General features: G+C 68.6%; 13 protein-coding genes. 3 read left to right on the top strand and 10 right to left on the bottom strand.

The genetic code is table 11. From position 1 onward, the window contains the following. Positions 1–110: 110 nt before the first annotated feature. The 7 genes from ABT084_RS23230 to ABT084_RS23260 form a co-directional block, all read right to left on the bottom strand. Positions 111–1,502: a nucleobase:cation symporter-2 family protein gene (locus tag ABT084_RS23230; protein WP_351047070.1), complete on the bottom strand. Its 1,392-nt coding sequence runs from the start codon at positions 1,500–1,502 to the stop codon at positions 111–113. Between the two features lie 324 nt (positions 1,503–1,826). Then, positions 1,827–3,230: an 8-oxoguanine deaminase gene (locus ABT084_RS23235; protein WP_351047073.1), complete on the bottom strand. Its 1,404-nt coding sequence runs from the start codon at positions 3,228–3,230 to the stop codon at positions 1,827–1,829. 189 nt (positions 3,231–3,419) lie between these two features. Beyond that, positions 3,420–4,343 carry a factor-independent urate hydroxylase gene (gene pucL / locus ABT084_RS23240; protein ID WP_351047076.1) on the bottom strand — a complete coding sequence of 308 codons (924 nt, stop codon included), beginning with the start codon at positions 4,341–4,343 and terminating at the stop codon, positions 3,420–3,422. Position 4,344: 1 nt separating this feature from the next. Further along, positions 4,345–4,734: a hydroxyisourate hydrolase gene (gene uraH / locus ABT084_RS23245; protein ID WP_351047078.1), complete on the bottom strand. Its 390-nt coding sequence runs from the start codon at positions 4,732–4,734 to the stop codon at positions 4,345–4,347. After that, a complete protein-coding gene (gene uraD / locus ABT084_RS23250; protein ID WP_351047080.1) occupies positions 4,731–5,243 on the bottom strand; it encodes a 2-oxo-4-hydroxy-4-carboxy-5-ureidoimidazoline decarboxylase in 513 nt (170 codons plus the stop codon). Before uraD ends, uraH begins: the two co-directional genes overlap by 4 nt. A gap of 151 nt (positions 5,244–5,394) precedes the next feature. Beyond that, entirely contained in the window at positions 5,395–5,793 is a 399-nt protein-coding gene (locus ABT084_RS23255; RefSeq protein WP_351047083.1) for a helix-turn-helix domain-containing protein, read from the bottom strand. Next, positions 5,790–6,041: a YkoF family thiamine-binding protein gene (locus tag ABT084_RS23260; protein WP_351047086.1), complete on the bottom strand. Its 252-nt coding sequence runs from the start codon at positions 6,039–6,041 to the stop codon at positions 5,790–5,792. The genes ABT084_RS23255 and ABT084_RS23260 overlap by 4 nt, the downstream gene beginning before the upstream one ends. Before the next feature lie 126 nt (positions 6,042–6,167). Here ABT084_RS23260 and ABT084_RS23265 point away from each other — a divergent pair, with 126 nt between their 5' ends. From ABT084_RS23265 to ABT084_RS23275, 3 genes are all read left to right on the top strand, one after another. Further along, positions 6,168–7,001, top strand: a complete 834-nt coding sequence (locus tag ABT084_RS23265; RefSeq protein WP_351047089.1) for a TIM barrel protein — start codon at positions 6,168–6,170, stop codon at positions 6,999–7,001. A gap of 75 nt (positions 7,002–7,076) precedes the next feature. Continuing rightward, positions 7,077–7,967, top strand: coding sequence for a 2-hydroxy-3-oxopropionate reductase (locus tag ABT084_RS23270; protein ID WP_351047092.1), 891 nt, complete (start codon positions 7,077–7,079; stop codon positions 7,965–7,967). 243 nt (positions 7,968–8,210) lie between these two features. Continuing rightward, positions 8,211–9,668, top strand: a complete 1,458-nt coding sequence (locus ABT084_RS23275; protein ID WP_351047258.1) for a catalase — start codon at positions 8,211–8,213, stop codon at positions 9,666–9,668. A gap of 446 nt (positions 9,669–10,114) precedes the next feature. On the opposite strand, the gene ABT084_RS23280 is transcribed toward ABT084_RS23275, so the two are convergent. From ABT084_RS23280 to gcl, 3 genes are all read right to left on the bottom strand, one after another. Then, positions 10,115–11,053, bottom strand: a complete 939-nt coding sequence (locus ABT084_RS23280) for a nitrilase-related carbon-nitrogen hydrolase (protein WP_351047095.1) — start codon at positions 11,051–11,053, stop codon at positions 10,115–10,117. Continuing rightward, positions 11,050–12,063 (bottom strand): agmatine deiminase family protein, encoded by a 1,014-nt coding sequence (locus ABT084_RS23285; RefSeq protein ID WP_351047097.1) that lies wholly within the window; start codon positions 12,061–12,063, stop codon positions 11,050–11,052. The genes ABT084_RS23280 and ABT084_RS23285 overlap by 4 nt, the downstream gene beginning before the upstream one ends. A 428-nt stretch (positions 12,064–12,491) precedes the next feature. Further along, positions 12,492–14,270 carry a glyoxylate carboligase gene (gene gcl, locus ABT084_RS23290; RefSeq protein ID WP_351047100.1) on the bottom strand — a complete coding sequence of 593 codons (1,779 nt, stop codon included), beginning with the start codon at positions 14,268–14,270 and terminating at the stop codon, positions 12,492–12,494. Between the last annotated feature and the right edge of the window lie 70 nt (positions 14,271–14,340).

Consider the following 14,340-nt stretch of genomic DNA (forward strand, 5'->3'; position numbering starts at 1 on the left):
GGGCGGCAGCGGCAGCTCCGGCATCGGGTGTGCGGACAGGGCGACCAGGTCGGAAACCCCGTACCAGTCCACACCCGCAGTGGGTGGCGTGCGCACCGCCGTACGTTCTCTCAATGCACCGGGACCGCTTCCGGCGCGGCGGCGCTCGCCACGCCCTTCCTGCCGCCCAGGTGATTGAAGGCCAGGTTGAGCACGATGGCCACCACGCAGCCCGTGCTGATGCCCGAGTCGAGGACGACCAGCAGGTCCTTCGGGAAGGCGTGGTAGAAGCCCGGCGCCGCGATCGGGATCAGGCCGATCCCGAGGGAGGCGGCGACGATCAGGGCGTTCTCGCCCTTCTCCATGGCCGCGCCCGCCAGGGTCTGGATGCCGCTGGCCGCGACCGAGCCGAAGAGGACGATGCCCGCGCCGCCGAGGACCGGCAGCGGGACCAGCGCGATCACGGAGGCCGCCATCGGGCACAGGCCGAGCAGGATCAGGATGCCGCCGCCGGCCGCGACGACGAACCGGCTGCGCACCTTGGTCATGGCGACCAGCCCGATGTTCTGGGCGAAGGCGCTGCACATGAACCCGTTGAACAGCGGGCTGACGGCGCTGCCGAGGGTGTCGGCGCGCAGTCCGCCCTCGATGGTCTTCGCGTCCGCCGGCCGCCCGACGATCTTGCCCAGGGCCAGGATGTCGGCGGTGGACTCCGTCATGCAGACGAGCATGACGATGCACATGGAGATGACGGCGGCGACCTGGAACTGCGGGGCCCCGAAGTGGAACGGGGTCGGGAAGCCGACCAGGTCGGCGCCCTTGATGGGGCCGAAGTCGGTCATGCCGAGCGGTATCGCGACGAGCGTGCCGACGACCAGGCCGAGCAGGATGGCGATCTGCTGGAGGAAACCGCGCAGGAACTTGCGCATCAGCAGGACGATGACCAGGGTGACCGCGGCCATCCCGATGTTCTCCATCGAGCCGTAGTCGGTGGCGGTGCGGTTGCCGCCCTGGGACCAGTTGAAGGCCACGGGCAGGAGCGATACGCCGATGAGCGTGATCACCGTACCGGTGACGACCGGCGGGAAGAAGCGGACCAGCCTGCCGAAGTAGGGGGCCGCGAGGAAACCCACCACACCGGCGACCATGATCGCGCCGAAGATGACGGGGATCGCGTCGGCGCCCTCACCCTTGCCGATGGCGATCATCGGGGTCACACCGGCGAAGGAGACGCCGTTGACGAAGGGGAGCTTGGCGCCGATCTTCCAGAATCCGAGGGTCTGGAGGAGGGTGGCGAGTCCTGCGGTGAAGAGCGAGGCGCCCATCAGGAAGGCGGTCTCGGTCGGGGAGAGACCGACGGCCGGGCCGACGATCATGGGCGGGGCGACCACACCGGCGTACATGGCGGCGACGTGCTGGAGCCCGCTGGTGAACATCTTCAGCGGAGGCAGGGTCTCGTCGACCGGGTGCTTCTCCTCCGGTACTGCGACTGCGTCTTTGCGAAACCTGGGCGTTGCGGCCACGGCTTCCTCCGGTCGGTTAAACACGTCGGCAGGGACGTGGGTGTCTTGGAGGTGGTGCGAAAGCTGTGCGAGTCGAGCTTTTGAGCCTGTGTTGAGTTGTCAGCGAGTGCCGTGCGGAGAAACGATTCGCCCGAGTCGTTCTCCTGGAGAGCTGGAGGTGCCGTGGCAGTGGCGCGGGGCACGAGCTGCGGAGCAAGTGGCACGAGTCACCGCCCCCGGGGGCGCCGTAGGAAAGCGGCACCACCCGGGACCGGCTGCCGCGGACCCCGCTCGGGTCCGCGGCGACCGGGCGGGGGCCGTCCCCCCCGACCGGACTCCCTGGGATCAGGCCTGCGCGGAGATCCGCGCGAGGCGCTGGGCCTCTTCCCGGGTGGACACCGCGATGGCGTCCTCGTCGGCGAAGAGCAGTCGGTTGTTCTCGACGATCTGCTTGCCGTTGACCAGCGAGAGGGTCACCGGGGCGGCAGCGCCGAAGACCAGGGCGGTGACCGGGTCGGCGATGGAGGAGTGCAGGAGCGTACTCAGGTTCCACATCACCAGGTCGGCGCACTTGCCGACCTCCAGCGAGCCGATGTTGTCGGCGCGGCCGAGCACCTGGGCGCCGCCGTACGTGCCGAGGCGCAGGGCCTGGCGCGCGTTGAGGGCGCGCTCGCGGTGGACCGGGTTCAGGCGGTTGATGAGCAGCGCGTTGCGCAGCTCGGTGTGCAGCTCGCCCGACTCGTTGGAGGCGGTGCCGTCCACGCCGAGGCCGACCGGGACACCGGCGGCGAGCATGTCCGGGACGCGGGCGATGCCGGCGGCCAGACGGGCGTTGGAGGACGGGCAGTGCGCCACACCGGTCTTGGTACGGGCGAACGCGGCGATGTCGGAGTCGTTCATGTGGACGCTGTGCGCCATCCACACGTCCTCGCCGAGCCAGCCGGTCGACTCGAAGTAGTCGGTCGGGCCCATGCCGAACAGTTCCTTGCAGAACTGCTCTTCCTCGACGGTCTCCGAGCCGTGCGTGTGCATGCGCACACCGAGGCGGCGGGCCATCTCGGCACCCTGCTTGAGCAGCTCGGTGGAGACCGAGAAGGGGGAGCAGGGGGCGACGGCGACCTGGGTCATCGCGTCGAAGGAGGCGTCGTGGTACTTCTTCACGGTCGCCTCGGTGTCGGCGAGCGCGCCTTCGAGGGTCTCGACCGCGTGGTCCGGCGGCAGGCCGCCGTCCTTCTCACTGCGGTCCATCGAACCGCGGGCGAGGGTGAAGCGGACGCCCATCTCGGACGCGGCGCGGATGATCGAGCCGGAGAGGTCGCCGGAGCCCTTGGGGAACACGTAGTGGTGGTCCATGGCGGTGGTGACGCCGCCCTTGGCCATCGCGGCGAGGGAGCCCTGCGCGGCCGTGTACGTCATCTGCTCGTCGATGCGCGCCCAGGTCGGGTACAGCGCGACGAGCCAGTTGAAGAGGTTGTGGTCGGTGGCCAGACCACGCGTGATCCACTGGTAGAAGTGGTGGTGCGTGTTGACCAGACCGGGGGTCACGAGGTGCCCGGTGCCGTCGATGCGGCGGACGACGTTCTCGAGGTTCTCGGGGGCCTTGCCCGCGCCGATGGACTCGATCTTGTTGCCGGCGACGACGACGTGGCCCGAGGCGTACTCGGTGTCATGCGCGTCGACGGTCGCAATCGCACAGTTCTCGATGACGATGCGCTCTACCGCGCCGTCAATGGCTGCCGATGCTGCCATGGGACTTCCTCGTGCTTTCAGTGGCGGTACGGGCACGGCAAAGCCCAGGGTTTTGAGTGCCGGAGCCGGGGGCCTTGACAGCTGACAGTACTGCCGCCCCGTGTGGTGCGTCCGGGTGCCGATTCAGGAAGCTGAAGAGTGTCGCGCCGTCCCGGGGCCACTGCGGAGCCCCGGGACACGCGTGCCGCGTCAGAGGTTGGTCATGTCCACGGGGATACGGGCGTCGACGCCGTCCCGGAGGACCGTCGCCTCGATCAGACCGTACGGGCGGTCCGCGGCGAAGTAGACCTCGTTGTCGTTCTTGAGACCGAAGGGCTCGAGGTCGACGAGGAAGTGGTGCTTGTTCGGGAGCGAGAAGCGGACCTCGTCGATCTCCGAACGGTTGTTGATGATGCGCGAACCCATCTGGTACAGGGTCTGCTGCAGCGACAGGGAGTAGGTCTCCGCGAAGGCCTGCAGCATGTGCTTGCGGGTCTCGGCGTAGGACTTCTCCCAGTTGGGCATCCGCTGCTCGTCGTCCGACCAGTGGAAGCGCCAGCGGGCGGATACCTGGGTGGCCAGGATCCGGTCGTAGGCTTCCTTGAGGGTCGTGTACTTGTCCTTCACGTAACCCCAGAACTCGGAGTTCGTGGAGTTCATGACGACCAGGTCCTTGAGGCCGGAGATGACCTCCCAGTTCTGACCGTCGTACGTGATCTGGGTGACCCGGGTCTCCTGGCCCTCACGGACGAAGGAGTGGTTCACCTCGTCGGCGCCGATGAACTTCGAGTTGGCGTCCGAGGTGGCGATCCGGCTCCAGGAGTACTCCTCGATCCGGATCCGGGCCTTCTGGATCGGCTCCTGGCTGTTCACGAACCAGCGCGCCAGGTGGATGCCGAACTGCTCGGCGGACTCGATGCCGTACTCCTTGGCGAACGCGTACACCGTGTTCTTGGTGGTGTCCGTCGGCAGGACGTTCGCGTTCGAGCCGGAGTAGTGGACGTCGTCCATGTCGCCCGAGAGGGCGACCGAGACGTTCAGGTCCTTGATGTGGTGGGTGTCGCCGTCCCGCGTGATCTTGACGACGCGGTTCTCTGCTTTGCCGTACTGGTTCTGGCCGAGAATCGTGGCCATGCTAGCTCCCTCGGTAAACGGAGTAGCCGAACGGGTTGAGCAGCAGCGGTACGTGGTAATGCTCGCCCGGGTTGACCGAGAAGGTAATGGTCACCTCGGGGAAGAACGCACCGCTGTCCCTTACGCGGGGGGCGTCCTGCTGCGCCTCGGCTTGCTTCTTGGAAAAGTACGTCTCGGTCTCGAAGTCGAGCCGTACGTGGGTGGTGCCCTCCGGCAGGGCCGGCAGGTCCTTGCAGCGGCCGTCCGCGTCGGTGGCGGAGCCACCCAGGGCGGTCCATGCGCCGTCGAGGCCCGTACGGGCCGACAGGGCGATGGCCACGCCTTCGGCGGGGCGGCCGATGCTCGTGTCCAGGATGTGCGTGGACACGGAAGCGGTGGTGTCGGTGCTCATGCGCTCTCTTCCTCGACGAGTCGGGTCAGGCGAATCCGGTTGATCTTGACGAGCTCACCGCGGGCGATCTCTCGCTCCTGCTCCGGCGAGTTGCCGATCCGGGTCTTGACCGCGTCCCGCATGAACTCACCGGTCGCACCGGTGGCACAGATGAGGAAGACGTGACCGAACTTCTCCTGGTAGGCCAGGTTCAGCTCGAGCAGCTCGGTCTTCAGCTCCTCGGAAGCTCCGGCCATCCCCCGCTGTTCGCGGGCGGAGGTCGGGTCACCAGGCTTCGGCCGGCCGATCGGCGCGTGGCCCCCCATCGCCTCGCCCAGGTCCTCGGCGGTCAGCTCCGCCATGGCGGATTCGTTGGCCGAGAAGAGGGAGTCGACGGTGGTGAAGGGGCGCTGGGCGAGCATCTTGCTCCCCCAGGCCGAGCTGGCGCACACCTCGTGCAGCTCAGCCGTGGCCGCGCTGTCGTCCAAGGTGTTGATCCGGGTGAGACCCGGGGTCGGACTCGAAGTCACGGTAGGCCTCCGTGGCCTTGTTGCTTAACGGGCTGGGCATAGCTAACGCCCTCGACAACACGGCGTCAACACTTTGTTGAAACTTCCCGTACACAAAAGCCGCCGCCCGGGTGAATTGGGCGGCGGCTGGTCACCGTGGGTCAGGCTGCGTTCACTCCGAGGTCGAGGCGTCGGCCGCTTTGGGAGGGTTCGACTCCCGGTTCAAGTAGTTGTAGACCGTGAAGCGGCTCACCCCGAGGGCGCCCGCGACGGTCTCGACGCCGTGCCGGACCGAGAAGGCGCCGCGCGCCTCCAGTATCCGTACGACGTCCTGCTTGGCCTTGCGGTCCAGCTGCGCCAACGGTACGCCGTGCCGGCGCTCCAGCGCCGCCAGGATCCGCTCCAGCGAGTCGGAGAGCTGCGGAAGCCGCACGGCGAGGAGATCCTGGCCCTCCCAGGCGAGGACGACGTCGTCGGGCTGGGCCAGGGCCGGATCCATCAGCTCTCCCCCCATGGCGTCCACCAGCGGCTTGACCGCGGTGACGAACGGGTGATCGCGGGGCTCGGTCACGGCGTGTCCTCCCCGATCACGTTGACCTGCAGCGACACGCGCGTGGCACCGGCTCCCAGCGCGTCGCGCAGCAACGCGCCGACCGCGTCCAGCACGGCGGCCGACTCCCCCTCGGCGGTATTGCCGAACGGGCCGACATCCACCGCGTCCAGTTGCGCCGAACGCATGACCTCGCGAGCGGCCACGGCATGGGCGGGGGCCTCTTCGAGATCGAAGGGCTCGGTCGTGAACTCCACTCTCAATCGCACGCGGGTCAAGCTACCTCGCACTCAGGACTTTTCGGGAGTCCGTACTTGACAAGTGCGGCGCACTGCTTGCAGTCTTCCATCAAGCAGAAAACAACTTCCGCGATACGGAAGGAGCGCACACCCCTCATGGGATACACGGACCAGCGCTTCGATGTGAACCTCTCGATCCTCTTCACGGAACTCCCGCTTCTGGAGCGTCCCGCGGCTGCCGCCGCGGCCGGCTTCACCGCGGTCGAGCTGTGGTGGCCCTGGATCGAAACCCCCACTCCCGCCCAGTCGGAGCTGGACGTCCTCAAGAAGGCTCTTGAGGACGCCGGCACCCAGCTGGTGGGCCTGAACTTCTACGCCGGTCAGCTGCCGGGACCGGACCGCGGCGCGGTTTCCGTACCCGGCGACGAGTCGGACCGCTTCAACGCCAACATCAACGTGGCGGCGGACTTCGCCGCCTCGGTCGGCTGCAAGGCCCTGAACGCCCTCTACGGCAACCGCGTCGAGGGTGTGGACCCGGCCGTGCAGGACGAGCTGGCGCTGAAGAACCTGGTCGTGGCGGCGCAGGCCGCGGACCGGGTCGGCGCGATCCTCCTGATCGAGACCCTGAACAAGCCCGAGTCGCCGCTCTACCCCCTGGTGAGCGCCCCGGCCGGCATCGCAGTGGTGGACAAGGTGAACGAGGCCACCGGCCTCGGCAACGCCAAGTTCCTGCTCGACCTGTACCACCTGGCGATGAACGATGAGGACCTCTCCGAGGTCATCGAAAAGTACGCCGCCAAGACCGGGCACGTCCAGATCGCGGACAAGCCGGGACGCGGTGCCCCCGGCACCGGCGAGCTGCCTCTCGAGGAGCTCCTGGACCAGCTGAAGAAGGCCGGATACGAGGGCTACGTAGGCCTCGAGTACAAGGCCGCCGACGCCGCCGCCTCCTTCGAGTGGCTGGCCGCCGAGGCCCGCGCCGCGAAGTAAGCGGACAAAGTCCGGGCGATCAGCCAGGCACGCCACACACTTTTCGTACAAAGCATTAAGAGAAGGACCCTCATCATGAGCACCCTCCCCAAGATTGCCTGGATCGGTCTCGGAATCATGGGCTCCCCCATGGCCGAGAACCTCCTGAAGGCCGGCTACTCGGTCACCGGCTTCACGCTGGAGCAGGACAAGCTGGACCGCCTGGCCGCCGCCGGCGGCGGTGTGGCCGGCTCGATCGCCGAGGCCGTCAAGGACGCCGATGTCGTCATCACGATGGTGCCCGCCTCCCCGCAGGTCGAGGCCATCTCGTACGGCGAGAACGGCATCCTCGCGAACGCCAGGTCCGGCGCGCTGATCATCGACATGTCGTCGATCACCCCGCAGACCTCGATCGACCTGGCGAAGAACGCCGCCGAGAAGGGCATCCGCGTCATCGACGCGCCCGTCTCCGGCGGTGAGGCCGGCGCCATCGAGGCCGTACTGTCGATCATGGTCGGCGGCGAGCAGGCCGACTTCGACGAGGCCCTCCCGATCCTCGAGGCCCTCGGCAAGACCATCGTGCTCTGCGGCCCGCACGGCTCCGGCCAGACGGTCAAGGCCGCGAACCAGCTCATCGTCGCGGTGAACATCCAGGCGTGCGCCGAGGCCGTCGTCTTCCTCGAGAAGTCCGGCGTGAACCTCCAGGCCGCCCTGGACGTCCTCAACGGCGGTCTGGCCGGCTCCACGGTCCTGACCCGCAAGAAGGACAACTTCCTGAACCGCGACTTCAAGCCCGGTTTCCGGATCGACCTGCACCACAAGGACATGGGCATCGTCACCGACGCCGCCCGCAACGTCGGTGCGGCCCTCCCGGTCGGCGCGGTCGTCGCCCAGCTCGTCGCCTCGCTGCGCGCCCAGGGTGACGGCGGCCTGGACCACTCCGCGCTGCTCCGCGCGGTCGAGCGCCTCTCCGGCGCCCAGATCTGAGCCCGCGGCCCGCTCGCCGGGCCGCGCTCCTCCCCGCTCGCGGGGACCTGAGTTTCCGGATGGTGCCGGTGCTGACACCTGTCCTGTCGCGCCCAAGCGCCGGCACCGTCCGGATTACCTCTCCTTCAGCCTTTCTCCATCTTTCTTCAACAAACTGTTGACGTTGGGTTCGAGCCGAAATTAGGCTCGCTCCGCATGCCGGAAGACTCTTTCCGCCAGCAGTTCCCCGTACGGAAGGTCACCATGTCGAAGCGCACGCTGACGACCGAGTCCGGCGCCCCGGTCGCCGACAACCAGAACTCCGCCACCGCCGGCGTCGGTGGCCCGCTCCTGATTCAGGACCAGCAGCTCCTTGAGAAGCTCGCCCGCTTCAACCGCGAGCGCATCCCGGAGCGCGTGGTGCACGCCCGCGGCAGCGCCGCGTACGGCCACTTCGAGGTGACGGACGACGTCACCGCGTACACCAGCGCCGCGTTCCTGAACACGGTCGGCAAGAAGACCGAGACCTTCCTGCGGTTCTCCACCGTGGCCGACTCGCTCGGCGGCGCGGACGCCGTGCGTGACCCCCGCGGCTTCGCGCTGAAGTTCTACACCGAAGAGGGCAACTACGACCTCGTCGGCAACAACACCCCGGTGTTCTTCATCAAGGACCCGATCAAGTTCCCCGACTTCATCCACTCCCAGAAGCGCGACCCCTTCACGGGCAAGCAGGAGCCGGACAACGTCTGGGACTTCTGGGCGCACGCCCCCGAGGCGACGCACCAGATCACCTGGCTGATGGGTGACCGCGGTATCCCGGCGTCGTACCGTCACATGAACGGCTACGGCTCCCACACGTACCAGTGGACCAACGCCCAGGGCGAGGCCTTCTTCGTCAAGTACCACTTCAAGACGAACCAGGGCATCCGCTGCCTCTCGGCCGAGCAGGCCGCCGAGCTCGTCGGCTCGGACGCGAACTCGCACCAGACCGACCTGCTCCAGGCGATCGAGCGCGGCGTGAACCCGAGCTGGACCCTCTACGTCCAGATCATGCCCGCCGCCGAGGCCGCGGACTACCGCTTCAACCCGTTCGACCTCACCAAGGTGTGGCCGCACAGCGACTACCCGCTGCAGCGCGTGGGCCGTCTGGTCCTCGACCGCAACCCGGACAACGTCTTCGCCGAGGTCGAGCAGTCGGCCTTCTCCCCGAACAACTTCGTCCCGGGCATCACCGCCTCGCCGGACAAGATGCTCCAGGGTCGTCTCTTCGCGTACGCCGACGCCCAGCGCTACCGCCTCGGTGTGAACCACACCCTGCTGCCGGTCAACGCTCCGAAGGCGGGCAAGGCCGAGAACTACGGCCGCGACGGTGTCATGGCGCTGCGCAACGGTTCGCGCCACGACAAGAACTACGAGCCCAACTCGCACCAGGGCCCGGTCGAGACCGGCCTGGCGCTCGGCGCCCCGCTCGCGGTCAGCGGCTACACGGGCACGCACGAGGCCCCGGCCCACACCAAGGACGACGACTTCTTCCAGGCCGGTGAGCTCTACCGCCTGATGTCCGAGGACGCGAAGCAGCGTCTGGTGGCGAACATCGCCGGTGGCCTCTCGCAGGTCACCCTCGAGGACGTCATCGAGAAGAACCTGGCTCACTTCCACGCCGCCGACGCCGACTACGGCAAGCGCGTCGAGGAGGCCGTTCGCGCCCTGCGCGAGGGCTGAGCCACCCAGGCTGCGTCCGGAATTTGACGGGAGGTCAGATTCCGGGTGCTGAGCCCGCACCGTGGACCCGGATGAGGGGTGGTACGCGGTGAGGGCAGACTGCGCCAGCCCATGCGGCTGGCGCCGCGTGAGGACCGCGGTGGTGTCGAGCCAGTGCGGTGGTAAAGGCCCAGCGGCTTGTCTCTTGACCTGAGGGAGACCAAGCCAAGGTGTCCTGTCGCCACCACCGCGGTCCCAGCCATTCCCCTCCCCTATATAGGGGACAGCCATATAGGGGACAGCCTCCCCCACAGACCCCGCCCGGCGGGTGCGAATGTCCTGTCGCGCCAGCCTCGTCCCGTCGGGCGGTCACAAGCCAGAGCGCCGAGTCACGGACGGTCCCGTGACTCGGCGCTTTGCTGTGCCCGGTGCCCGGTGCCCGGTGCCCGGCGGGGCTCCGGGGCGGGTCAGGCGCGTTCGGTCAGGCGGCCGTACAGCTCCGGGCGGCGGGTCCGCATCAGGCCGAACTCCAGCCAGTCGCGCCGCTGGTCGAGGTCGAGGTCGGCGACGAGGACCGCGGGCCGGTCGCGCGGGGCGCGCAGCACGACCCGGCCGTAGGGGTCGGAGATGAACGAGGACCCGTAGAAGGTGGAGCGGCCCTCGGTGCCGATCCGGTTGGGCACGATCATGAAGAGCGCGTTCGCCAGGCCGTTCGCGCTGATCGCGTGCTCCCACATCGGCCGGGTGTCGAAGTCCGGGAGGTCCACCTCGGAGCCGATCGCCGTGGGGTGGACGAGGATCTCGGCGCCGTGCAGCGCGTAGGCGCGGGCCAGCTCCGGGAACCACTCGTCCCAGCAGGTGGGGAAGCCGAAGCGGGCCCCTTCGAGGCCGACGACCGGGAACCCGCTGTCACCGGGGCGGAAGCACAGGTCCTCGCGGTAGCCGGGGAAGGCCGGGATGTGGTTCTTGCGCGTACGGGCGATCAGCTTGCCGTCCGGGTCCACGCAGACGGCGGTGTTGTAGCCGAGGCCGCCGTCCTCGGCCCGCTCGTAGAGCGAGGCGTGCACCGTGATGCCGAGGCCGGTGGCCAGCTCGCCGATCAGCCGGACGGTCGGACCGCTCTCGACGTCTTCCAGATAGCGGGCGGCGCCGTCGCCCATCGGGTCGTCGGTGTTGCAGAAGTAGGGGCTGCGGGTGAGTTCGGGCAGGCAGACCACCTGCGCGCCCTCGGCGGCGGCCAGGGCCACGCCCTGGCGCAGCCGCTCGTCGTGCTCGCTCTCGTCGGCGTACCAGCGCGTCTGGACCAGGCCGACGCGCAGCGCCTCGCGCTCGGCGGGGTGGAGCCGGGCCGGCGAGCCGAGCGGGGAGCCGTAGGAGGTGCGGAGTTCGTACCCGGTGTCGCTCATGCCGTGAGGTCCTTCGGGAGCTGCTGGGTGATGCAGTGGACACCGCCACCGCCGTACGCGAGGACGGGGGTCGGCACGCCGACCACCGTGCGGCCTGGCAGGGCCGCGGCGATGACGGCGAGGGCGGCCTCGTCCGCCGCGGCGCCGCCGACCGGGACCACGCAACCGCCGTTGGCCAGGTAGAAGTTGAGGTAGCCGACCTCGACCGGGGTGCCTTCCACCTCGCCGTGGACGGTCTGCGGGACCTTGACGATCTCCAGGGCGCGGCCGCGGGCGTCCGTACTGGACTCCAGGACCGCGAGGTTGGCGCGCATGCGGACGTGGTCGGGGTGCGCCGGGTCGTCCGGCAGGGAGACGACGACCGTGGCGGGAGCGACGAAGGCGGCGACGCCGTCCACGTGCCCGTCGGTCTCCGTGTCCTCAAGGCCCCCGTACGGCAGCCAGATGACCTTCTCGACGCCGAGCCGCCGCTTGAGCTCGTCCTCGATCTCGGTACGGCTCATCCGCGGGTTGCGGTTGGGGTGGAGCAGGCACTGTTCGGTGGTGATCAGGGTGCCTTCGCCGTCCACCGTGAAGGCGCCGCCCTCCAGGACCATGGAGGAGTGGACGCGCGGGATGCCGAGGCGGTCCAGCAGCAGGGAGCCGAGCTTGTCGTCGGCGGCCCAGGGGTAGTGCTTCTCGCCCCACGCGTTGAACCGGAAGTCGACGCCGACCCGGGCGCCGTGCTCGTCGTGGGCGAAGACGGGTCCGGAGTCCCGGAGCCAGGAGTCGTCGATGGGCAGCTCGATGATCTCGATGGCGGGGTCGTCGCCGCAGAAGGCGCGGGCCTCTTCGGCGCGGCCGGGCGCGGCGACCATGATGACCGGCTCGAAGGCGGCGATGGCGCGGGCCACGGCGGCGTACTCGTGCTTGGCGGCCTCGAAGGCGGGCCCCCACAGGGAGGGCCGGGTCGGCCAGGCCATCAGACAGGCTTCGTGCTCGGCCCATTCGGCGGGCATGCGCGGGTTCATCGGAGTACTCCCTCGGTACGGCGGGCCTGGATCCCCGAGACTCGTTCTGACTGAATTTTCAGTCAGAACGAATCGCCTGAGAAGTGAGTCAGGAAGGCGGGTGAGGGCTATCGTGTACCTGACTGAAAGGTCAGTCAAGGGGTTCTCGACGGAAGGTGCGATCCGCGTGGGGCCGAGGTCTCCACCGCGCTGGTCTACTACCACGGCCTGAGCGAGCGCTGGCTGAGCGGCTCGCTGACGGTCGAGCGGGCGCGCGCCCTGCTCGCGGGCGCGGTGGACGCGGAGCTGGGGCCGCGCCCCGCGGAGCGGCGCACCACCGGGACCTGTGGCCCGTAGCGGACGCGGAACGGCCCCCGCCCCTCCTCGCGGAGGGACGGGGGCCGTCTCGTACTACTGAGCCGGTCAGACCATCGCTACGGTCCCGGCGGTCAGACCAGCGGGCGGATCGCGGTCGGGGCGTGGCCCGGCTCCGTGGCGATCTCTTCCCACTCGTTGATGGCGTCGATACCGGCGGCGCCCATCGAGATGTTCGTGACGCGCTCCAGGATCGCCTCGACGACGACCGGGACGCGGAACTCGGCGGCCAGCTTCTTGGCCTGCTCCAGGGCGGCGCCCAGCTCGTTCGGGTCCGTCACGCGGATGGCCTTGCAGCCCAGACCCTCGACGACCTTGACGTGGTCGACGCCGTAGACACCCAGCTCCGGGGAGTTGATGTTCTCGAACTCCAGGTTGACCTGGAAGTTGATGTCCAGGCCGCGCTGCGCCTGACGGATCAGGCCGAGGTACGCGTTGTTGACGAGCACGTGGACGTACGGGATGTTGTGCTGCGCACCGACGGCCAGCTCCTCCAGCATGAACTGGAAGTCGTAGTCACCGGAGAGCGCGACGACCGGGGTCGTCGGGTCGGCGGTGGCGACACCGAGCGCGGCCGGGATCGTCCAGCCGAGCGGGCCGGCCTGGCCGCAGTTGATCCAGTGGCGCGGCTTGTAGACGTGCAGCATCTGCGCACCGGCGATCTGGGACAGACCGATGGTGGTGACGTAGCGGGTCTCGGGGCCGAACGCCTTGTTCATCTCCTCGTAGACGCGCTGCGGCTTCATGGGGATGTTGTCGAAGTGCGTGCGGCGCTGCAGGGTCGCCTTGCGCTCCTGCGTCTCCGCGGCCCACGCCGAGCGGTCGGGGAGCTTGCCCTCGGCCTTCAGCTCCTTGGCGACCTCGACGAACAGCTCGAGCGCGCGCTTCGCGTCGGACGCGAAACCGAAGTCCGGGGCGAAGATCTTGCCGATCTGGGTCGGCTCGATGTCGACGTGGACGAACTTGCGGTCCTTGGTGTAGACGGCCAGGTCACCGGTGTGACGGTTGGCCCACCGGTTGCCGATGCCGAGGACGAAGTCCGAGGCGAGCAGGTTCTCGTTGCCGTAGCGGTGCGAGGTCTGCAGGCCGACCATGCCGGCGTTCAGCTCGTGGTCGTCCGCGATGATGCCCCAGCCCATGAGGGTGGGGATGACCGGCGTGCCGGTCAGCTCGGCGAACTCGACCAGCAGCGCCGAGGCGTCGGCGTTGATGATGCCGCCACCGGCGACGATCAGCGGCTTCTCGGACTCCAGGAGGAACCGGATGGCCTTCTCGGCCTGTGCGCGGGTCGCCTGCGGCTTGTAGACCGGCAGCGGCTCGTAGGTCTCCGGGTCGAACTCGATCTCCGTCAGCTGGACGTCGATCGGCAGGTCGATCAGGACCGGGCCCGGACGGCCGGAGCGCATGAGGTGGAACGCCTGCTGGAAGACGCCCGGGACCTGCGCGGCCTCGAGGACCGTGGTCGCGGCCTTGGTGACCGGCTTGGCGATCGAGGCGATGTCGACGGCCTGGAAGTCTTCCTTGTGGAGCTTCGCGACCGGGGCCTGGCCGGTGATGCACAGGATCGGGATCGAGTCCGCGATGGCCGAGTAGAGGCCGGTGATCATGTCGGTGCCGGCGGGGCCGGACGTACCGATGCAGACACCGATGTTGCCCGGGGCGGTACGGGTGTAGCCCTCGGCCATGTGCGAGGCGCCCTCGACGTGACGAGCGAGGGTGTGCTTGATGCCACCGACGTTCTTCAGCTCGCGGTAGAAGGGGTTGATGGCAGCGCCGGGCACGCCAAACGCTTGCGCGACACCTTCACGCTTGAGGATCTCCACTGCAGCGGCGGCGGCTGTCATACGAGGCATCGAGTACTCCTGCGGGTCAGGCGGTCAGGCTTTTCCGTAATCCGGAAGTTTTGTTCTGCTATACGGAACA

Origin of the sequence: Streptomyces sp. NPDC002138 (genome assembly GCF_040296485.1) — a bacterium.
GTDB lineage: Bacteria > Actinomycetota > Actinomycetes > Streptomycetales > Streptomycetaceae > Streptomyces.